We start from the raw sequence: 20,371 nt of genomic DNA on the forward strand, positions 1-20,371 counted from the left end.
TTGTTTGTTGATATCGCGACTAAATTAGCGAAAATACCCCTCTCTATATGATGACATCTTCCTCAAAAACGGCTTTACTGATTGGAGCAACGGGCCTGATTGGCGACCTGCTCGCTCATCAGCTGGTTAACTCCCCAGACTACTCCAGCGTAAAAGTGCTGATTCGCAAGTCGTTAACCTGGCAGCACCCCCGTTTGCAGGAAGTACAATTTGATTTTGACCACCCCAATGGGCTTCTCACCCAGGCCGACGATATCTTCTGCTGCTTAGGCACTACGATGAAAAAAGCCGGCTCGCGGGATGCTTTCCGGAAAGTCGATTACCAATACCCCCTGGACATTGCCCGGCTCGGCCTGGCAAACGGTGCCAAACAGTTCATGATTGTGACGGCCATGGGGGCTGATACCAACTCATCTTTTTTCTACAATCGGGTGAAGGGCGAAGTAGAACGCGATCTGACCGCGCTGGGGTACCCTACCCTGCTGATTTTCCGCCCGTCGCTCCTGCTCGGCAACCGGACTGAAAACCGGTTCGGCGAACGGTTGGCCGAGGGGGCCATGCGCCTGTTTGCTCCCCTGATTCCGGCCAGATACCGGGGTGTCGACGCGGCCAAAGTGGCCAATGCCATGCGGCAAACCGCCCAGCAGGGTCTAACAGGGATACACATTTTTGAGTCCGATGCGCTGCAAGGCTATTAACCGCGGGCCGTGAACCCGCTTATTTATCAACGGGGAGGTAAACCAGAAACGTTGATCCCTGATTCAACTGGCTGGTTGCGGTAATCATGCCACCATGATTTTCTGCAACCTTCTTGCAGATAGCCAGCCCCACACCTGATCCGGCAAACTGACTTTTGCTGTTTAACCGCTGAAATACCTGAAAAATACGATCCAGGTATTTCTCTTCGAACCCAATCCCATTGTCGACTACGCAGAGTTCGATGAACGGTCGACCTTCCGCACTGTTTTTCAGATTGTCGGGCAGTTCGGCCGTGTTGACCCGGCGGCAGCGAATCTCTACGGCTGGCGAAATGTGCTGCCGCCGAAATTTAATGGCGTTGGTGATCAGGTTCTGAAACAGCTGATAAAGCTGTAACCGATGCCCCGAAATAACCGGCAGGCTATCGATCCTGATAGTAGCCTGTGCTTCATGGATGGCTGTGCTGAGGTCTTCGGTTAACTCGGCCAGGAGTTCGTTCAGCGAGACGGGCAAAAACGATTCCTGCTGGGTAGATAATCGGGAAAAGGTCAATAGGTCCCGAATCAGCATCGACATACGTTCGGCCGACGACTGCATTCGGTCGATATAGCCCATTGCCGTTCCATCCAGCTGGTTTACGGCATGCATTTGCAGCAGATTTCCGAAGGCCTGAATCTTGCGCAGTGGCTCCTGCAGGTCGTGACTGGCCACGTAGGCAAATTGCTGCAGATTGTCGTTGGAGCGGAGCAGGTCGCGGTTGGCGGCTTCGAGCTGAGCGCGGTTCTGCTGGCTTTCGGACACATCGAGGTAGGTAAACAACACGCCATCACCTTGTTTGACATACTGGGCATCATACCAGCCGTTGATACCATGAGCCCGATAATCAAGCAGCCGCCGGAGTGGCTCTCCGGTTTCAACTACCTGAACCAAATCGTCGAAGTGACCATTCGTTCGGTTGCTCGGGTAATTCTGCAACATCAACAACCCAGCCATCTCCTCTACCGAACGGCCCGTAACACGCGCGTTGGTTGGATTGGTCAGGGCATGTACGAAATCGACAATCTGCCCGGCTTCATCGCGTACAGCCTGGTACAGCACAATACCGGTCGGTGAATTATTGACTACGGCCTGGAGCAAATCGGCCTGCCGCTTTTTTTCCTCATCGGCTTCCCTGAGCCTGGTTACGTCGAGGAATGTGAGCAAAACGGCATCCCCCAGCTTGACCAGGTAATATTCAAACCAGCCCCGTATGCCGTATCGGTTGTACTCTTCGCTAAACTGCCGGGCCTCACCCGTGCGGTTTACGCTCTCCATGACCTGGAAAAGCGGAATCTGCTGCCAACCCGGAAACAAAGCTGAAATCAGCTGATTGGTCATACCCTCTACCGTATGCCCGGCCAGTTCGGCGTTGAAGCGGTTGGTAAGCCGGTACCGAAAATCGACGACCTGGCCCGACTGCTCCCCTAATCCGTAAATGGCTTCGGCCAGAATAATACCGACCGGCGCATTGTCAACAACGCTTTGCAACAGATCGAACTGTTGGTCGCTACGCAGCCCGATGCGTTTCAGATCGGTACTGTTCTGGAAGGTGAGTATGACTCCATCTTTAAACTTTCGACCCGAGATGGTATACCATCGGTTTTGATTGGGGTAGTACTGCTCCTTGATAAATGGTTCGTTTTGTTCGATGACGGCAACGTACTGCTGAAAGGAGCCTACCTGTTCAGTTTGGGGATATAAGGTACGCAGCGTTTTCCCCACAAGCTCATTGACCTGCATCCCGTTCATGTGGGCGCTGGTCTCGTTTATACGCACCAGCCGGAAATCGCTGATCCCGCCGTCCTGATCTCTGATGGCTTCGAACACCGAAATGCCCAGTAGCGACGTACTGAAAACCACGTCGATAAAGTCGTTCAGTTCAGTCTGCTCCTGTCGGGCCTGTACAGTGACCGAAATATCGGTATATGCGATCAGTACACCTCCGTTGAATTCGTCGGCCGTAATGGTATACCAACCCATATTCGGGTAACAGTCGGTGTGTCTGATGCAAACGTCATAGGACAGAGAAGCCCCTGATTCGGCAACCCGTAAAAGCTCACGAAATCGGTCGGTATCAATCCCTTTAGGCATCTGCTGACTCATGAGCTGCCCAATAGCTACCGATCTCGAACAGCCCAGCATGATCTCGGCCAGCCGGTTGGCCATCGACAGTTGCAGGTCAACAGGGGCGCTGGTTTGGTTGTCGTAAACGGGCTGATACAACAACATGCCGTTGCGCGAGGTATCCAGGATACGTTGCGCCATTGCCACTGCCGAGAGATCTGTTTGCATGAGGTCGTCTGGAGATGGTTATACAGCTGTGATGATGTATACACGTGTTGTCCGCCCCATTAAAGGTAGTGCATTTAAAAAATACGACACAACCCCGGTTCCTGCTTTTTCGGGCAAAAAGCCCCTGGCAACTGGTTGCCCGTAAGTTGCCAGGGGCCTTTCATTTAGTGTAGTTTCTTCACCTGCAGCAGCTTGATAAAATAGCCACCCACTACTGATCGGGCCTGAAAGCCTACTTTGGTACCGGTCGTCGTTTCGTGCCAGTCGTTCAGTGGCACCCGGTCGGGCGTCTCGTTGGCAAACCTGAGTACCGGCGCTATGAGTGCCTCAAAATCAGCGGGGCGGTCGGCCAGCGTTGCGGTCCAGATGATCCAGTCTGATTTCGTATAGGTTTTTCGGCTATCCAGCGGCAGGCCGAATGGTTGCTGTTTGGTCAGGTAATAAGCCAGTTCCCGACGGGCCACTTCGTCCGGAAAGACGTTTAGCTTAAGCAGCTTATCCCAGACCAGGTTGTACTTCTGGCTCCAGGTGCCGGGGTTTTCGAAGGTGAGGCTGTAGTGATCCCCATCATCGGCCAGTTTCATCCATTTGCGGGCCAGGTCACGCGCCATATCCATATACTCCTGCTCCCGCGGTTTATCGCCCAGCCGTCCGGCCAGGTAGCCGTAGCAGGCAATGCCCATGATGGCCTTAACCGACAGATTGGCGTTGCGGGCAATATGCCCGGCAAAGTCGTCGGTACAGAGCTGATTGGCCGGATCGAACCCATGCTGAATCAGGTAGTCAGTCCATAGGGTTAGCGAGGCCCAGTGCTGACGGGCATAGTTGGCGTTTCCCTCTACAGCGGCAATGGCGGCCGTCAGAATAAGCATGTTGCCACACTCCTCAACGGGCATGTCTTCGCCGTAGGTCTGCCCGTTAGCCAGCGGATAGGTGCCGACGTCGTGGGCCGCGAAGGGTTTGTTCCACCGCCCACTTTCCGAATACTGGAAAATGGGCTCCATCATACCCTTGAGCAAATTGGGATTGTAGAGCAGAAACAAGGGCGCCGATGGATACGTCACATCAACGGTGCCGATAGAGCCGTTCGAGAAGTTTTCTTTCGAGAAGAAAAACAGCTCTCCTTTGGGTCCGGCTACCAGTTTATGGGCCGCAATAGCCTGCCGGTAAGCCAGTACGCACAGGTCGGCGTAGGTAGCCCCACCCGCTTTCAGCGCATCGGCGTAGAGTTGTCTGTCGAACGCATCGCATTGCTTTTGCAGCGTTGTATAGTCGGTTTCGGCGTCCTGTAACGCCTGCTCCATACTGGTGAGTCCGTCCGTCGACTGGTGATAGCGACGCCACCAGGCGTTGAGCGGCTGCCCGAAATACTCAACGGACTTCACATCGTCGTACCCCAGCAAGAGGTGCTGTTTAACGGGCTTTTCGCCGACCTGCCCCAGGGCCATACTGGTAGCCAGCACGGGCAGACTATCGCTGACCAGACGCGGCATTCGTTCGTGCAGGTCGGTTACGCGCCCCTCTCGCTCAAACTGATTCAGGGCGCTGGCCAGTGAACCAATCCGCCGGCTCGTGTTTGGCCCCGCTACCGACGCGACGTAGAAATGGCCCCAGTCGATTCGAACATCGTCCCCTTTCCGGCCGAGCACCTTCTGCTCCACCGTACCGACCCGCATGTAATCGAGCGCGGCACTGCCCGGGCGGTTAACCCGGCCGCGCTGCCACGTTACCAGCTGATCGGGCGTGTTTACAGCTAATTCGGCTGACGCATCCGTATAGAGTTGGACATCGTGTTTTTTGCCATCCGTTGCCCGCACGGTAAAGGTCAGGTACTGGACGGGCCGTGACAAAACATCCAGATTGGTCATCAGCAACGGCGACAGAAACGTTACCGTCAGCTCAACGCCAGCCGCGGTAAAGACAAATTCGGACCGGGTCGCCGTCATACGCCGGGCCGTTTGTTCGGCGGGTTTGTAGTGAAGCAGCCGCTGTTCTACCAGACCCAGATCGACAAAACCGGGGCCCGAAAAATTCTCACTATGAAACGCGATGATATTTCGTCCCTTGCGCAGGACCTCTGATGCGTTTCGATGCGTCGGTGTTAGTCGGTAATCCGGCGATACGCCACCTACTTTAGCGACGCGCTCGCCATTGATGAACAGCTCATAGTTATCGTTCTGAATAGCGTTGACCAGCAACGGACCATCCGGTACCTGATCGAGCACAACTTCGCGCCGAACGTACAGATTCGGCGTTGTCCAACTAGTCTCGTCACCGGCGCGGCTTCCGAAATGTCCCGTTCCTTTGGTCCACTGGCTATCGTCGAACGCCGGGCTCATCCAGTCGTCAGAAGCTGGTTTCTCGGTCAGATAGCGGGCCGCATAGGCACCCTGCCGGGCGGTGGGGACAATGGTTTCGCCCGCAAACGAGGGGTTACCCATAAATCGAAACGTTTGCCCATCTACCCGAATCAGGCCGTTCAGCTGGTTTGGCTGGCCCGTCCAGTGCCGGGTAGCGTCCTGATGTAGCTGAGGCCCAAACGACCAGACGCTGGTGTAGGGATCAATGGTCAATAAGGGGATAGCGGGCGGGTTCAAACGGGTCTCACTGACCACGTCTGGCTGCGCAACTGCTGCAGATGCATTCATGATAAGAGCAAAGATTACGGTTATGTACGTGTAGGCAAAAGTAGAACAAGGATTATACCAATTGCATCTATAGATCATATATTTAAACTATTTTAATACGAAAACGAAAAAGGCTCCAGAATATGATGAATCTTCCTGTTGTCGCCGATACTTGTCAAACGAAGCGCTGAAACAGCGAACTTGGCCCTATCAAGCGCTTGGTTTCTATGCAAAAGGATAATCCTGTTCATTTTACCCCGCCAGCTGACGGTTCTATTCGTCGGGCCACGCTGGCCGACGCTTCTATCATTTTTCAGTTTATCTGCGATCTCGAAAACCAGACACTGGACAGCGCACTTTTCCTGGCGGTATTCGAGCGTAACCTGGCTAATCCGCAGATCCATTACCTGATTGCAGTACAGGCAGATGAGCCCGTTGGCTTCGTCAGCTGCCACATACAGTATCTTCTGCATCATACGGGCAAGGTGGGCGAAATTCAGGAACTCTACGTTCATCCTAACTGGCGAAAGCAACGCATAGGTCAGCAACTGCTCGACGCCGTTGCCCAGATCGGGACCGAAGAAGGACTCGTCAATCTGGAGGTGACTACCAATCAAAAACGGGTCGACACGCTTCGGTTCTACGAGCGGGAGTCGTTTCTTTGCACCCACTATAAACTGGTTAAATCTGTTTCTTTCTGATGCGTTTTCTTGTCTCAACGCTTTACTGCTGCCTGCTGGGTCTGATCACATATGCCCAGCCCGCGCGCCAATCAACCCTTGAAAAACGATTACAGACAGCGTTAACCGGTTTTCGGGGCGATGTGGGAGTTTACGTTCGTAACCTCCGAACGGGTCAGACCGTAGCCATCAATGCTGACACGCTTTTCCCAACCGCCAGCACCATTAAAATTCCGATCCAGTGCGGGTTATTCGACAAGATTCATCAGGGTGAACTTACCTACGGGCAGGTGTTGACCTATAAAGATTCGCTGCGTTACGGGGATGACATTGTAGGGTCGCTTAAAGACGGCGCTAAAATTCCGCTGAGCGAAGTCGTTATGCTCATGGAAACCGTCAGCGATAATACCGCCAGCTTATGGTGTCAGGCATTGGCCGGTGGTGGAGCCTCCATCAATGCCTGGCTGGACAAAAATGGATTTCCCCAAACCCGGGTCAACTCACGCACACCCGGTCGCAAAGGGTATTGGAGCCAGTATGGCTGGGGACAAACCACGCCCCGCGAGCTGGCTAATCTACTGGTATACATTCGGGAGGGAAAAGCCGTTAGTCCCGATGCCAGCGACGAGATGTATCGGAATCTGGGTCGTCAGTACTGGGACAATGATGGCCTGTCGCAACTGCCACCCGAGATAAAAACGGCTGCCAAAAATGGGGCTGTAGACCGGTCCCGTTCGGAGGTAGTGCTGGTACATGCTCCCCACGGCGACTATGTATACTGCGTCATGACCAAAAATCAGAAAGACGAAAGCTGGGAACGTTCTAACGAGGGGTTCACGCTATTGCGCAACGTGTCGGCTATTCTCTGGCAGTATTTCGAGCCAAAATCGACCTGGAAGCCTGCTAAGGATTATGAAAAATGGTGGTGAGCCACTAACACAAAAGCCGCCCACAGACTCTGCGGGCGGCTTTTTTTATTGTATTGTGTATTTCTTAGTTCATAAACTTCAGGCGCATCTCGTTTAGTTGATTGCGAATCGAGCCATCGATCTGCTGATCACCCACCCGAAGAATATAGCCCCCAATCAGTTTAGAGTCTACTCGCTCGTCGAGCTCAATGATCTTACTGCCGGTTGTCTTCGTAACGATTGCCTTGAATTTAGCACGAAGTTCATCGGTCAGCGGTATCGTCGTGATGACAGTAGCGTGCTCGATTCCTTTCATACGGTCGTGCTGACTGATATACTCATCAGCAATAGCATCAACGATGGCTTCGCGATTCTTACGGGCAATGATGGCCAGAAACGACATGGTTACCGGGTTGAGCCGGGGACCAAACACCTGCTTAACGATCGAATTTTTCTTCTCAGCCCGAACAATCGGGTTTTTCAGAATCAGGTTGAGCTGACGATTTTTGATCAGCGTATCCCGGAAAAGCTTCATGTCTTCATAAAGCACGTCGGTAATTCCCTGTTCCTTGGCCAAATCTAACAACGACTTGGCATAACGCGCGGCTACACTAGCAACGGCCATAATCGGTTAGTTTAAGCGAGAGTTAGACACCAGATCGTTTACCAGCTTCTCCTGCGATGATTTATCGCTCAGTTCCTTGCGGAGTACTTTCTCGGCGATATCCAGCGAGAGCGTAACTACCTCTTTTTTCATCTGAGCTACCAGAGCCTGCCGCTCGTTCTGCATAGCTTCGCGCGCCTGTTCCAGAATCCGTTTGCCTTCTGCCTCGGCTTTCACGCGCGAGTCAGCGACCATCTTATCGGCCGTTTCTTTGGCTCCCCGCAGGATAGCTTCCCGCTCCGTACGGGCCTGGGCCAGTAACTTCTCGTTATCGGCTTTCAGCGCCGTCATTTCCTGACGGGTTTTTTCGGCCAGGTCAAGGGCACTTTGAATGTTGTTTTCGCGCTCGTTCAGACTTTCCGTGATGGGTTTCCAGGCAAAGGCGCGAAGAATCAGAAACAGGCCGAGGAAAACGACCACCTGCCAGAACAGCAGACCAAGATCGGGAGTAAGCAGATCCATTTTATGGAGTTCGATTTATAAGTGTTGACTTCGAATGTTCTTGTCTACGACTTGTGATCAACGCCCAAACGGGGCGTTTACAAATCGGGGTCAATCTTTTGTTGAAAGACGTCCGCTGGCTGGCAAGCCCAAACCAGACGGACGTTTCTCGGATACGCGGTGGGTAATGACGCCAGTGCCTAATGCAACCAGCTTACCCGGATACATTTTCTGCCGGGATTAGGCGGTAGCCACCAGCAGACAGATAACAGCTGCGAACAGAGCCACGGCCTCGATCAGAGCCGCGATGATCAGCATGGCGGTTTGGATACGACCAGCAGCTTCTGGCTGGCGGGCGATACCCTCCATAGCCGAACCACCGATACGACCAATACCCAGACCAGCGCCGATAGCAGCCAGACCAGCACCGATAGCAGCACCCATAATGGCTACGCTACCCGTGGCCTCCAACAGCAAAGCAAACAACATTGCGAACATGAACAGAACTATTTATAAGTGAAACGAAACAAAAGATTGCAAATTAATGGGCTTCTGCGCCTTCGAAACCGATACCGTGATCAGCTTCGTGATGCTCCTCTACCGCGCTGCCGATGTACATGGCGGTCAGCAGCGTGAAGATGAACGCCTGCAGGAACGCAACCAGCAACTCGATCAAATTCAGGAAGAGCGTGAAGAACAGCACAACCGGGCTGATAGCAATACTGGTTGTCATACCACCCAGGCTGTTAGCCATGAAGATCAGGCCGAGTAAGCTCAGGATGATGATGTGACCAGCCGTGATATTGGCAAACAACCGGACCATCAGCGAGATCGGCTTCATGAATACACCGACAATTTCGACCGGAATCATGATTGGCAGAACGAACCAGGGCACTCCCGTTGGTTTGACGATGTGCATCCAGTAATGCTTGTTCCCACTGAACGACACGATCAGGAACGTAATCACGGCCAGAACCAGGGTAACGGCAATGTTACCCGTCAGGTTAGCGGCACCCGGTAGCAGCCCCAGCAGGTTGTTAACCAGAATGAAGAAGAACAGCGTCAGCAGGTATGGCAGATACTTGACATATTTGGGGCCAATGCTGGGCTTGGCAATTTCGTCGCGAACAAACAGGATGATCGGCTCCAGGAACGACTGTAGCCCTTTCGGCGCCTTGCCCCGGTTTTTGGCGTAAGACCGGCTAACGGCCGGGAAGATGCTCAACAGAATGATAGCACTCAGCAGCAGCGACGCGACGTTCTTCGTGATAGAAAAGTTATAAAACTTGGCTTCGTGGTCGTCATTGCCCGCTGCGTCGACCCGGTGAATTTTGCCGTGTACCTGCTTGTATCCGTTATACACCTGATCGTGTGCCAGACGTGATGACGAGAAGACTTCAAGCCCCCGGTCGGGTGAGTACAAAATAACGGGAAGAGGGATGGTAACGCCATGCGCCAGTTCCCAACCATGCTCATCCTTAATGTGGTGCATGATCATTCCGCCTACGTCGAATCCCTCTTTGCGGGTTTCGCCGTGTTCAGCGGTTTCGCCTTCATGACCGTGTTCCTGGGCTTGAGTAAAGGCTATCGGACTCATTACGAGTGCGATAGCGAGCAGCAATCTATTTAGAATCGAACGCATCATCTGATGGTACTGATCGGTTTTACGAATTTTGGCGCAATTTACGATTAATGCCCCAAACCTCAAAGCCCGTGTAGATTATATACAGGACAAGAAAATCCAAAACGAAGGTTCGGCGATCAGCGACGGATTGAAACAAAAAGAAACCGACAAAAATCAGCCCCACGATAAACCGGGCTACAGTAGCCGCCAGGTATAAGGGCACAAATCGCTCCTGATTACCCTGCAAACCCGTTTCTACCAGCCGGTGAGTCAGTACAGAGACGCTGACGAAGAAGACAAGTATAGTTTTCCAGAAGGGATGCAACCAGGGTACAGCGTAATACCGTTCGGCTATGAAAAATACAATCGCAAGGAATCCAGTGAAGAGTAGGGTGCGAAACATGAAATAAAAAAAGTAACAGGTTAGTTACCGGGACTCGTACGTCCACGCCAGCCACGGCAACGTAGTGGGCCAGATGGCATACTATACTGGTCTGCCCTGCTGATTTACCGGGTCAACTGTTTGATGAACAAATAAAGCGAGGCACCGATGGCGGTGAGTGATAGAACAATGGTCCAGATTGGGCGCGCATTACCCTGCCACTCGTCGATCTTCAGCCCAGCATACACGCCGAGACCAATAGTGCCCAGCATCTGAAACGCAATGCCGCTGTACTGCGCAAACGACGTCGTTTTCTCGGTGGCTTTCGAGACCAGATCGTTTCTGTCGGGCTTTTTGTCCTCGTTTGGGGCCGGTGAATCCGCTTGACTGTCCATTGTTTTGCAGGAATTGGTACAATATAAACACCAAAATTCGTTAATTTGGCCTAACGTTACATACCGCTGGTCCGGCTCTGAGCGTTTTTATCGTTGAGTATGACGTGCCACCCCCTGAATGTTCCGCTATCTCTGTAATCGTTCTTTCTTGCTGCTAACGGTCGTTTTCGGATTAACGACGGCTAGTCTGACCTCCTGTTCACAATACAGCACCAAACCGATCAGCAAAGGATACCATAATCTCACGGCCCACTATAACGCCTACGTAATTGCCCGTGACCAGATCAATGTAGCAGAGCAGGTCTTCTTCAAAACCCGTCAGGAAAATTACAACCAGCTTTTACCCATTCTGCTTCCGGTCGATTCAAACGCTATTGCTTCGGTTCGGCCTCAGCTCGACGATGCCATCAAGAAAGCATCGCTGATTCCAGAACGTCATCAGAACAGTAAATGGCTCGATAATGCCTATATTCTGATTGGGCGGGCCCGCCTGCTGAAACAGGATCTGCCGAATGCTATTGAGGTTTTCAAATACGTCAACACCAAGGGAACAAGTGAAACTGACAAGCACACGGCGCTGGTTGGCCTGATGCGGGCGTATGTAGAAGCCGACGACTACACGAATGCCCTGAACGTTTCCGAATACCTGCGCACCCAACCCCTCAACAAAACCAACACCCGCGATTTTTACCTGACCAAAGCGTATCTCCACCAGCGCCGGGGCGAATACGGCCTGGCTGTCGGTATTCTGGAGGCTACTTTCCCAGCGCTGAAAAGGGGAGAACAAACCGCCCGGCTGCATTTGATTGCCGGTCAGCTGTACGATTTGATCGGTCAGCCAGCCAAAGCCGTTGAGCAGTACAGAACCGTGCTGCGCGCCCGCCCTAACTATGACCAGTCGTTCTATGCCAACCTGTACGCTATTCAAAGCAACGGCCTGACGGGTGATCAAAAACGGCTGGCTCAGTCGACCGAAACGTTTGAGTCGATGCTGAACGACCGGAAAAACGTCGACCTGAAGGATAAGATTTACTTTACCATGGGGTTGCTGGAAGCCCGCTCCGGCCGGATCGATAAAGCCATCGGTTATTACAGTCGGTCAGTTCGGGAAGCGGGCGCCAATACCTCCCAGGTTCCCTACACCTATCTGGAAATGGGTCGGCTTTATTTTGAGAAAAAAGCCAACTACGCCAAAGCGAAAGTGTATTACGACAGTGCCCTGGCCCTACTACCCCGCCAGGCGCCGGAATACGCAGCCCTGCTAACCCGAAAAAAGACGCTCGACGATTTTGTTCAGTATACCACAACGATCCGGACGGACGACAGTCTGTTAACCCTGGCTCAGCTGGACCGGACTTCGCTCAATCAACAGCTTGACAAAATACTGGCGCAGCAGGATAAAGAAGATCGGGCGCAGGCCGCCCTGGCTCAGCAAATCATTGACCGGGCCAGTTCAGGCGCTGGTACTTCAATGCCCGGCGCGACCAACTCCAATCTGACGCCCAGCGAACGATGGGTACTTTATAACCCTATTGCCCTGAACCAGGGCCGACAGGAGTTTTCGGCTCGCTGGGGTAACCGCCCGCTTGAAGACAACTGGCGTCGCAGCACCAAAGAAGCCTCCGGCGCTATCGCTAATCTGTCGAGTCCGCTAAACGGAAACTCCCCTGCCGATGCCATAAACCCGAATGCTACCCTGCAACCGGCTACCGTTACGGGCGGGGCTACCAACGGGAACCCGCCCAGCCAGAACGCCCGCCGGGATGCTTTACTGGCTAAACTGCCCTTTTCTAAAGAAGCACAGGCGCAGGCGAACCAGCGCATCGAAAATGCGTTGTATAAACTAGGCAAGCTCTATAAATTTGACCTGAATCAGCCCGCCGATGCGATTCCGACGTTTGAGCAGCTGTTGACGCGCTATCCGGCAACCCTGCAAAAACCGGAGGTTTACTACCTGCTTCATTTGTCGAACGAGCAGTTGGGACGCACGTCGGTCTGGAAAGACAAATTGTTGGCCGAGTATCCGAATACATCGTATGCTCGCCTGACGGGTCGGGCCACTACCCAGACCACGGATTCAGAAGCGCAGGCCGTTGCTACGTATACGCAGATTTATGAGCTGTACAAAGCCAACAACATAACCGAAGCGCTGGCCCGGGCAGAGACGGCATTGGGCGGGATGGCAGGCACCAAAATGGAGGATAAGCTGGCTATGCTGCGGGTCATGCTCATTGGGCGGGTACAGACAACGGATGCCTATCGGCAGGCGTTGAGCGAGTTTATACGCGATTATCCAACCAGCACACTGCTGCCCAGAGCCAAAGAAATGCAGTCGGCCGCGAATCAGGCAACGGCAAAGCGGAAATAAGTTTATGTGTGTTGTTCTGAGCTGGCTACGTTCCGAAAAAACCTGGTGGCTCAGACCAATATACCCACTAATTGTAAACAGTAAAAAATGATCGAGTTCGCTCCCGGTCCTTACCGAAAATTGATTCGAACTATCTGGCGCTTTTCGCTGATCGGCATCGTTCTGCTGATCGTATATGTAGTAGCGGTCAGCTATAATTTCTTCTGGTTGTTTGGTGGTATGCCCAGTCTGAAGGCACTGGAGAACCCCAAAAGCGAAGAAGCCTCAGAGGTATACACCGCCGATAATCAGCTGCTGGGTAAGTATTACGTAGAAAACCGGACACCTATCGAAATATCGCAGGTGTCGCCGAATGTAACGTCGGCTCTGCTGGCTACTGAAGACGCCCGTTTTGTGAAACACTCTGGCATCGACCCCCGATCGCTGTTTCGGGCGGTGGGTGGTTTCCTGACGTTCCGGAGCGCGTCCAGTTCGGGCGGGGGTAGTACGCTAACCCAGCAGACGGCCAAAAACCTGTTCGACACCCGCCGGGAAGAACTACGGGGCATTCTGGGGCAGGTTCCGATAGTCGGGCTGGTCATTGCCAAGACCAAAGAATGGATTCTGGCCGTACGGCTCGAACGCAATTATACCAAGCAGGAGGTCATGATGATGTACCTCAACACGGTATCGTTCGGCAACAACACCTACGGCATAAAAACGGCGGCTAAAACCTATTTTGGCAAAGAGCCCTGGAACCTGAATGTAGAGGAAGCGGCTACGCTGGTCGGCATGCTCAAAAACCCGACGCTCTACAACCCGCGGCTGTTCGAAGACCGAACCCGCGAGCGCCGGAATGTAGTGCTGTCGCAGATGCGCAAATATAAATTCCTGACCGATGAGCAGTTTCAGGCCTACAAAAGCAAGCCGCTCAAGCTGGACTTTAGCGTAGAGAATCAGAATACCGGTATGGCGGCTTATTTCCGCTCGGTTATTCGTGATGACATCAAACGGTGGATCAGGCAGTACAACGAAGAGAACCCCGGAGCCGATCTTGACCTATACACCAGCGGTCTAAAGATCTACACCACCATCGACTCCCGCATGCAGGCTTATGCCGAAGAAGCCGTAATGACGAACATGCGCGACCAGCAGAAGAAGTTTTACGAGCACTGGCGGGGACGCAACCCCTGGGTACAGAAAGACCCCCGGACCAAGAAATACGTAGAAAGTCCTGGTTTCATCGAAGCACGCGCCAAACAGACGGTCCGGTACAAGCAGCTGAAAGCCGTTTATGGCGATGATGAGAAGACCATTTGGCAGGAGATGCGTAAACCGACCAAGATGAAAGTGTTCGTCTACGGCGGCAAACGGAACGAGAAAGATACGACGATGAGCCCGCTGGACTCGATTCGTTACTATAAGCGCTTGCTCAACACGGGCTTTATGTCAATGGATCCACGCTATGGCCATGTCAAGGCCTGGGTAGGTGGCATTAATTTTAAGCATATAAAGTTCGATCACGTTCGCCAGAGCCGACGCCAGCCGGGCTCTACCTTTAAACCGTTCGTGTATCTGACGGCGCTAGACCAGGGTTTTGTGACGCCCTGTAGCCATATTGCCGACAGACCCACCGTTTTTGCCCATGGTGAAGATAACAACGGCGGACCGCCCTGGATGCCCAAAAACTCGACCGGTCGATATAGTGGGCGTAGCCTGTCGTTGCGGGAGGCTTTGGGCCAATCGATCAATACGGTCAGTGCCCAGCTGATCAAGAAAACCCGGGCGGCTGCGGTCATCAAGTATGCCAATGACATGGGCATTCAGAGTAAAGACCTGCCCAACAACCCTACCCTTTGCCTGGGTACGGGCGACGTATCGGTGTATGAAATGGTAGCTGCCTACTGCGCGTTTGCCAACGGCGGCATTCGGGTTCGTCCTATGATGATTCTGCGTATTACCGACAAGAACGGTAATGTCCTGAAAGTTTTCACTCCCGATGCCAATCAGGTGATCAGCGCCAATCGGGCCTATGAAATGCTTCACCTGATGCGCGGAGCCGTTGAAGACCCCAATGGCACAGCCCAGCGCTTACGGACGCAGTACAAACTGCTGGAAGGCGGAAACGAAATTGCGGCCAAAACGGGAACCACCTCCAACTATTCGGATGCCTGGTTCATGGGCATGACCCAGCATCTGGTTTCGGGGCTGTGGGTAGGTGGTGATGACCGCTCTATTCACTTCCGAACCATTGAACTCGGTCAGGGTGGGCGTCTGGCTATGCCGGCCTGGGCCATGTACATGCAGAAAGTCTACGCTGATCCTACGCTGACTCAGTATCGTCCTGAACCGTTCCGCAAGCCGAACAATTTCCGGATCGACTGTGGAGGCTTTCACATCGACTCTTCACAACGGTACATTCCGCCCAAAGTCGTTCCGGAAGACGAAGAGGATATCCTTCAATAAGCGCCTTTCCTACTGAGTCGGATTCGGAACGGTTTATTCAGCGTTCTGGGTCCGGCTCAGGCAACCTTTGCGGCCTGTCAGTTGTTCTGTTAACACTCCCTTTTAGGTTCGGAGTAGACCAAATACTGCTGGCTATATGCCCGAATTCGATTATAAAAAAGAGTTGGCTAAGGTACCTCATGAACCCGGGGTGTACCGCTATTTCGATGCGACTGGCGAGGTGATTTACGTTGGTAAAGCCAAAGATCTCAGGAATCGTGTCAGTAGTTATTTTACCAACTCCAAAGGTCACGACCGAAAGACGCTCCGTCTGGTCAGTCAAATTCGAAAGATCGAATTTACGATCGTTCATACCGAGTTTGACGCCTTACTGCTGGAGAACCAGCTCATCAAGCGGTACCAGCCCAAGTTCAATATCCTCCTGCGCGACGACAAAACGTATCCGTTCGTCTGCGTTACCAATGAGCATTTTCCGCGCGTCATCACGACCCGGCGTATTGATCGCAAACTGGGTACCTTTTATGGTCCCTTTGCGAACCTGAAGCCCATGTATACGGTGCTGGATATGTTTAGCCAGCTGTTTACCATCCGGACCTGTAATTACAATCTGGCTCCGGAGAACATCGAAGCCGGTAAGTACAAGGTTTGTTTGGAGTACCATATCGGAAACTGTAAAGGCCCCTGTGAGGGACGACAGGCTGAAGCCGACTACAACAAAGACATTGAGCAGGTCCATCATATCCTGAAAGGGAATCTGAAGCCAGCTCAGGATCATTTCCGTAACCGAATGGTCGAAGCGGCCAACGACCTGGCTTTTGAACAGGCGCAGCAGTACAAAGACAAAATGGACGTGCTGCAGCGGTTCCAGAGTAAGTCGACAGTAGTAAACCCGAAGATTGCCGACGCAGACGTGTTTTCCATCGCATCTGATGAAACGGCCGCTTACATCAACTTCATGAAGGTGATCAACGGCACCATCGTTCAGGCCCATACGGTTGAAGTAAAGAAAAAACTGGACGAGGCTGATGCCGATCTGCTGGCGATGCTCATCATCGAATTCCGGGAACAGTATGGCAGCCAATCCAAGGAGATTATCTCGAACATCCCGCTCGATGTCGATCTGAAAGCAGAAGTTACTATCCCGCAGATCGGTGATAAGAAAAAACTGCTCGACATGTCGCTAAAAAACGTGCTGTACTTCCGACGGGAACGGCAGGATCGGGCCGCTGCCGAAGCGACAGCCAATGCCAGCAAGAAAGATCGGGTTCTGATTAAACTGAAGCAGGATTTACAGCTTAAAACCTTACCCAATCGGATCGAATGCTTCGATAACTCGAATATTCAGGGCACCAACCCCGTTTCGGCTATGGTGTGTTTTATTGGAGGTAAGCCGGCCAACAAAGAGTATCGTCATTTCTCGATCAAAACCGTTATCGGCCCCAACGACTTTGCCAGCATGCACGAAGTGGTTACGCGTCGCTACACGCGCGTTCTGGAAGAACAAACCGACATGCCTGACCTCATTGTTATCGATGGCGGTAAAGGCCAGCTCAGTGCAGCCTGCGATGCCCTTAAGGCGTTGGGGCTATACGGCAAAGTGCCCATCATCGGCATTGCCAAGCGCCTGGAAGAAATCTATTTCCCTGAGGACAATCTGCCCCTTTACATCGATAAAAAATCAGAGTCTCTCAAGCTCATCCAGCGTATCCGCGACGAAGCGCACCGTTTTGCCATCACCTACCACCGCGATAAACGGAGCCGGAACAGTCTGATTAGTGAACTGGAGAACGTAGAAGGCATTGGAAAGAAAACGGCGGCTAAACTCCTTAAGCATTTTAAAGGCGTCAAGAAGATAAAGGAAGCCAGCATCGACGAAGTGGCCGAAGTAGTCGGCAAAGACAGAGCCGTGAAGTTAAAACAGTATTTCGAAACCATTGAGCAATAAAAACAGCCGCATACTAGCGGCTGTTTTTATTGCTCAATCATAAAAAAGGGTGGCTGTTGAGCCACCCTTTTTTATTTAATATTCCCAGAGGCCATGCTCTTTTTCCATCAGTTCGTACTCAGCCTGGTACGATTTCAGAAGACCTTCTTTGTCGCCAAACTGCGAAACCAGGTCTTTATCTTCCGGATTGGCTACCTTCCAGATACGACCGTAGAACAGACGCAGATCGAATGCATCGGCCAGGTTTTTATGTTGAGCCTGGTTTTGTGGATTATACCAGATAAACTTTTTCGGGTCGCTCCGGAACAACTTGTCAAGATCTTTCCACTTGAAGTAGGCTACCGGTACTTCGTAACCAGCCGGATTCTTGTCGGCGGGTAGAACAATACCGACAGACTGGATATCGTAATACAAGCGAGACCGTTTGCGATCGAAGATCCAGTCTTCCTTTACCTCCAGCAGGTTAAGCTCTTTTGCGAAGTACTCATCGCCCGAGAAGGTTGGCCCCTGCGCCACAGCTACCGTATCTTTTTTAGGTTCTACAACGGGAGCGACCACCGGCGTTTTCTTTTTGCCTTTGGTGTTTTTCGCCGTCGATTTCTTCTTTACGGGTGCTCCCCAGCCATCGTCGACGGGCTGAGCTGCCTTTTTAGGAGCCCCCCACCCATCGTCGGCCGGCTGTTTGGCAGCTGGTTTTTTAGGGTCTTTGGCAGGACCGCCCCAACCGTCATCCGCTTTGCCTTTACCGTCCTCGGTGAAACCAGCCGCAATTTCTTCCTGCGACAGGCCACCGCCTGTGTTCGGAATCAGCAGTTTCTCGTGCATTTTTTCGGCGGTCAGCTTCGTAGTCAGCGAGTCGCTGGTGTACGCATCCAACAGACCAGCTTTTACAGCATCGATCAGGTATTTCGAAATCTCGTTATTCTTCGAAAACATCGACTGATTCTGTTTCTCCTTCAGGTCGATCCGACGCCAAAGGGTCTTCTTCATCATGATGTCATTATCGTTGATGCCTCGAACTGAGTTCGGGTTGATCCCGGTACTTGCCTTCTCCTGCGCCAATGCTTCCGCTCCCACCAAGGCCAGTGCGGTCGTTGCTAACACACCGGCGTACCGAATCATTTTTGTCTGTATCATGCTCACTGTCTGTTGTCAGTTCAGTATGTTAACGGTCAATAAACCGCATTATTACGTTAATAAAGCGAAACCTGATAGATTGGATTCCCCATCGGTACATCGCTGATTTCACCCCGGAAATTCTGCCGCTGTACCCCTTCAACCTGAATAACCAGCCGGTCGCCAGACTGGGCCTCAGCCGCCAGTGAGCTAACCGAGCCACCGCCAGGTCCCAGATTGACAGACTGCACACGACGCGCACCCCGTACAAGGCTAACCGTCATGCCGGTAACCCGGAATTTAGCATCATCGGGCGAGAATGTAGCAAAGCTTGGATCAGATACCGCCCGCACCTGTACGCTACGAGCCGACGTAACCGGCACACCGCGGGGATCATTCGTCGCCTGTCCACCAACGCGATACTCCAGCGTAGGGCGGGGAACCCGGTTTACCCGGAATGTCTCCGTACCCAACAAGCTACCACCATTGCTGATGTTGAGCGACACCTGAGCAGCACTCGGCACAACGGTCACTTTGCCTTTTTCGCCCGATGGGATAACGGCAGCTCCGTTACCGGTAATCGTCGGACTCCAGAGAGCACCCAACTGCGGACTCTGAATGCTTAGCTTGTTAGCGCAACCCAGATACAGCGGAGGCAGCGTACCGGTCTCAATCTGGTACGAAGGCTTGGCTACAAAGTATTCAGCCTGCAGAGGTACCGTTTTTAAACCGGCTGGTGTCTGGTAAGCAATAGAGCCGGTCAGCACCCGGCGGGCCAGACCATTTTTATCATAAGCCCCCCCTTGGGCCGTAAATTCGACCAAGCCCTGACCGTCCTGCATCCGAACCGGCGCGCCGTTGAGGCTCATGCGCGGCTGGATACCTGACGAAGAGGCTGCCAGAAACATCTGACCTTTGAACTTCGTACCAGCTACAACAACTTTCGATTCCATGCTAAGCATGGCAAGAATCTTGTCAAACTTAACGTCCTGGGCGCCTACTTTGCTAGCCAGCACATTCAGAACTTCACCTTCGATACGGCGAACATCTGTCTGCCGCTGGGTAAGTACTGCCAGAGCAGCCGGAACAGGCGTCTGGGCAAAGTTCAGTTCACCAAAATCTTTAGACCGCTGATCGGGCGACCGTTTTGTGATCGGGTCGTCTTTGCCATCCAGGGCCAGCGACGTATACTTGGCCGGGCTATACTTAGTTAAGTTCTGCAGGTAGTCGTCAAGTTGCTTCTTCAGTTTGTAAGCTTCCCCATTGTGGTTGCCGCCTACCATGATTTGCGCCACTTTTTCTTCTTCACTCAGATTCTTGATGTTGCCCGTTTCGTCGACTCCTCCTCCGGCTTCGGTAATGATCCGCTGTTTGAGAGCATCGATTTCGGCAATCACGTCTGACGTCGTCTTACGAACCTCATCGGCCTGCTTAACAATGACAAGGTCAGTGGCCCGGTTACCTGATTTCTCGACGGTAGCACGAATGTTGTCGACCGTGGCCTGGTTGACCCGGTTGGCCGATACAGTGGAGGCTTCTAGGCTATTATTCAGTAATACAAATTTCTCCAGAATGGCCGAGGTGACTTGTAAAGCCAGCAACGCGGTCAAAACCAGATACATCATCCCGATCATTTTCTGACGGGGTGTTTCTTTTACGCCTGCCATATACTATGGTGGAATACTATGGGGGTGAAGTTTTTAACAGTCCGCCTTAGCGGTTTACGGTGCTCAGCCTACGGCGTGC

The 20,371-nt window shown here is 52.6% G+C and carries 15 protein-coding genes; 6 read left to right on the forward strand and 9 right to left on the reverse strand.

The features are described from left to right. The first annotated feature begins 47 nt into the window (after positions 1–47). Positions 48–698 carry an oxidoreductase gene (locus B1C80_RS06250; RefSeq protein WP_077920211.1) on the forward strand — a complete coding sequence of 217 codons (651 nt, stop codon included), beginning with the start codon at positions 48–50 and terminating at the stop codon, positions 696–698. 19 nt (positions 699–717) lie between these two features. On the opposite strand, the gene B1C80_RS06255 is transcribed toward B1C80_RS06250, so the two are convergent. Next, positions 718–3,030, reverse strand: coding sequence for an ATP-binding protein (locus B1C80_RS06255; RefSeq protein ID WP_077920212.1), 2,313 nt, complete (start codon positions 3,028–3,030; stop codon positions 718–720). 164 nt (positions 3,031–3,194) lie between these two features. Then, positions 3,195–5,678: a glutaminase family protein gene (locus B1C80_RS06260; protein ID WP_139361597.1), complete on the reverse strand. Its 2,484-nt coding sequence runs from the start codon at positions 5,676–5,678 to the stop codon at positions 3,195–3,197. Between the two features lie 206 nt (positions 5,679–5,884). Between B1C80_RS06260 and B1C80_RS06265 the strand changes: the two genes are divergently transcribed. Together B1C80_RS06265 and B1C80_RS06270 are read left to right on the forward strand one after the other, a co-directional pair. Next, positions 5,885–6,358, forward strand: a complete 474-nt coding sequence (locus B1C80_RS06265; RefSeq protein WP_077920214.1) for a GNAT family N-acetyltransferase — start codon at positions 5,885–5,887, stop codon at positions 6,356–6,358. Then, positions 6,358–7,266, forward strand: coding sequence for a serine hydrolase (locus tag B1C80_RS06270; RefSeq protein WP_077920215.1), 909 nt, complete (start codon positions 6,358–6,360; stop codon positions 7,264–7,266). Before B1C80_RS06265 ends, B1C80_RS06270 begins: the two co-directional genes overlap by 1 nt. Positions 7,267–7,330: 64 nt before the next feature. Here B1C80_RS06270 and atpH read toward each other — a convergent pair whose 3' ends face one another. The 5 genes from atpH to B1C80_RS06300 form a co-directional block, all read right to left on the reverse strand. Next, on the reverse strand, positions 7,331–7,870 hold the full coding sequence (gene atpH, locus B1C80_RS06275; protein ID WP_077920216.1) for an ATP synthase F1 subunit delta: 540 nt from the start codon (positions 7,868–7,870) through the stop codon (positions 7,331–7,333). A 6-nt stretch (positions 7,871–7,876) separates the two neighbouring features. Next, positions 7,877–8,371, reverse strand: coding sequence for a F0F1 ATP synthase subunit B (locus tag B1C80_RS06280; protein ID WP_077920217.1), 495 nt, complete (start codon positions 8,369–8,371; stop codon positions 7,877–7,879). Positions 8,372–8,590: 219 nt separating this feature from the next. Further along, entirely contained in the window at positions 8,591–8,839 is a 249-nt protein-coding gene (atpE, locus tag B1C80_RS06285; RefSeq protein ID WP_077920218.1) for an ATP synthase F0 subunit C, read from the reverse strand. Between the two features lie 52 nt (positions 8,840–8,891). Further along, on the reverse strand, positions 8,892–9,995 hold the full coding sequence (gene atpB, locus B1C80_RS06290) for a F0F1 ATP synthase subunit A (RefSeq protein ID WP_077920219.1): 1,104 nt from the start codon (positions 9,993–9,995) through the stop codon (positions 8,892–8,894). Between the two features lie 486 nt (positions 9,996–10,481). Next, a complete protein-coding gene (locus tag B1C80_RS06300; RefSeq protein ID WP_077920221.1) occupies positions 10,482–10,751 on the reverse strand; it encodes an AtpZ/AtpI family protein in 270 nt (89 codons plus the stop codon). 118 nt (positions 10,752–10,869) lie between these two features. Here B1C80_RS06300 and B1C80_RS06305 point away from each other — a divergent pair, with 118 nt between their 5' ends. From B1C80_RS06305 to uvrC, 3 genes are all read left to right on the forward strand, one after another. Then, the gene (locus B1C80_RS06305) at positions 10,870–13,119 is read left to right on the forward strand and encodes a tetratricopeptide repeat protein (RefSeq protein WP_077920222.1); all 2,250 of its coding nucleotides are present in this window, start codon (positions 10,870–10,872) and stop codon (positions 13,117–13,119) included. An 87-nt stretch (positions 13,120–13,206) separates the two neighbouring features. Beyond that, positions 13,207–15,564, forward strand: a complete 2,358-nt coding sequence (locus B1C80_RS06310; protein WP_077920223.1) for a penicillin-binding protein 1A — start codon at positions 13,207–13,209, stop codon at positions 15,562–15,564. Positions 15,565–15,700: 136 nt separating this feature from the next. Continuing rightward, a complete protein-coding gene (uvrC, locus tag B1C80_RS06315; RefSeq protein ID WP_077920224.1) occupies positions 15,701–17,509 on the forward strand; it encodes an excinuclease ABC subunit UvrC in 1,809 nt (602 codons plus the stop codon). 75 nt (positions 17,510–17,584) lie between these two features. On the opposite strand, the gene gldN is transcribed toward uvrC, so the two are convergent. Next, positions 17,585–18,646, reverse strand: a complete 1,062-nt coding sequence (gene gldN, locus B1C80_RS06320) for a gliding motility protein GldN (RefSeq protein ID WP_077920225.1) — start codon at positions 18,644–18,646, stop codon at positions 17,585–17,587. Positions 18,647–18,702: 56 nt separating this feature from the next. Continuing rightward, positions 18,703–20,292 (reverse strand): gliding motility protein GldM, encoded by a 1,590-nt coding sequence (gldM, locus tag B1C80_RS06325; RefSeq protein ID WP_077920226.1) that lies wholly within the window; start codon positions 20,290–20,292, stop codon positions 18,703–18,705. Positions 20,293–20,371 lie beyond the last annotated feature (79 nt).

This window comes from Spirosoma sp. 209 (assembly GCF_002006735.1).
Classification (GTDB): domain Bacteria; phylum Bacteroidota; class Bacteroidia; order Cytophagales; family Spirosomataceae; genus Spirosoma; species Spirosoma sordidisoli.

Coding starts and splice junctions, on each gene's coding strand:
- B1C80_RS06250 (WP_077920211.1), top strand. CDS start 48: ATGATGACATCTTCCTCAAAAACGGCTTTACTGATTGGAGCAACGGGC.
- B1C80_RS06255 (WP_077920212.1), bottom strand. CDS start 3,030: ATGCAAACAGATCTCTCGGCAGTGGCAATGGCGCAACGTATCCTGGAT.
- B1C80_RS06260 (WP_139361597.1), bottom strand. CDS start 5,678: ATGAATGCATCTGCAGCAGTTGCGCAGCCAGACGTGGTCAGTGAGACC.
- B1C80_RS06265 (WP_077920214.1), top strand. CDS start 5,885: ATGCAAAAGGATAATCCTGTTCATTTTACCCCGCCAGCTGACGGTTCT.
- B1C80_RS06270 (WP_077920215.1), top strand. CDS start 6,358: ATGCGTTTTCTTGTCTCAACGCTTTACTGCTGCCTGCTGGGTCTGATC.
- atpH (WP_077920216.1), bottom strand. CDS start 7,870: ATGGCCGTTGCTAGTGTAGCCGCGCGTTATGCCAAGTCGTTGTTAGAT.
- B1C80_RS06280 (WP_077920217.1), bottom strand. CDS start 8,371: ATGGATCTGCTTACTCCCGATCTTGGTCTGCTGTTCTGGCAGGTGGTC.
- atpE (WP_077920218.1), bottom strand. CDS start 8,839: ATGTTGTTTGCTTTGCTGTTGGAGGCCACGGGTAGCGTAGCCATTATG.
- atpB (WP_077920219.1), bottom strand. CDS start 9,995: ATGATGCGTTCGATTCTAAATAGATTGCTGCTCGCTATCGCACTCGTA.
- B1C80_RS06300 (WP_077920221.1), bottom strand. CDS start 10,751: ATGGACAGTCAAGCGGATTCACCGGCCCCAAACGAGGACAAAAAGCCC.
- B1C80_RS06305 (WP_077920222.1), top strand. CDS start 10,870: ATGTTCCGCTATCTCTGTAATCGTTCTTTCTTGCTGCTAACGGTCGTT.
- B1C80_RS06310 (WP_077920223.1), top strand. CDS start 13,207: ATGATCGAGTTCGCTCCCGGTCCTTACCGAAAATTGATTCGAACTATC.
- uvrC (WP_077920224.1), top strand. CDS start 15,701: ATGCCCGAATTCGATTATAAAAAAGAGTTGGCTAAGGTACCTCATGAA.
- gldN (WP_077920225.1), bottom strand. CDS start 18,646: ATGATACAGACAAAAATGATTCGGTACGCCGGTGTGTTAGCAACGACC.
- gldM (WP_077920226.1), bottom strand. CDS start 20,292: ATGGCAGGCGTAAAAGAAACACCCCGTCAGAAAATGATCGGGATGATG.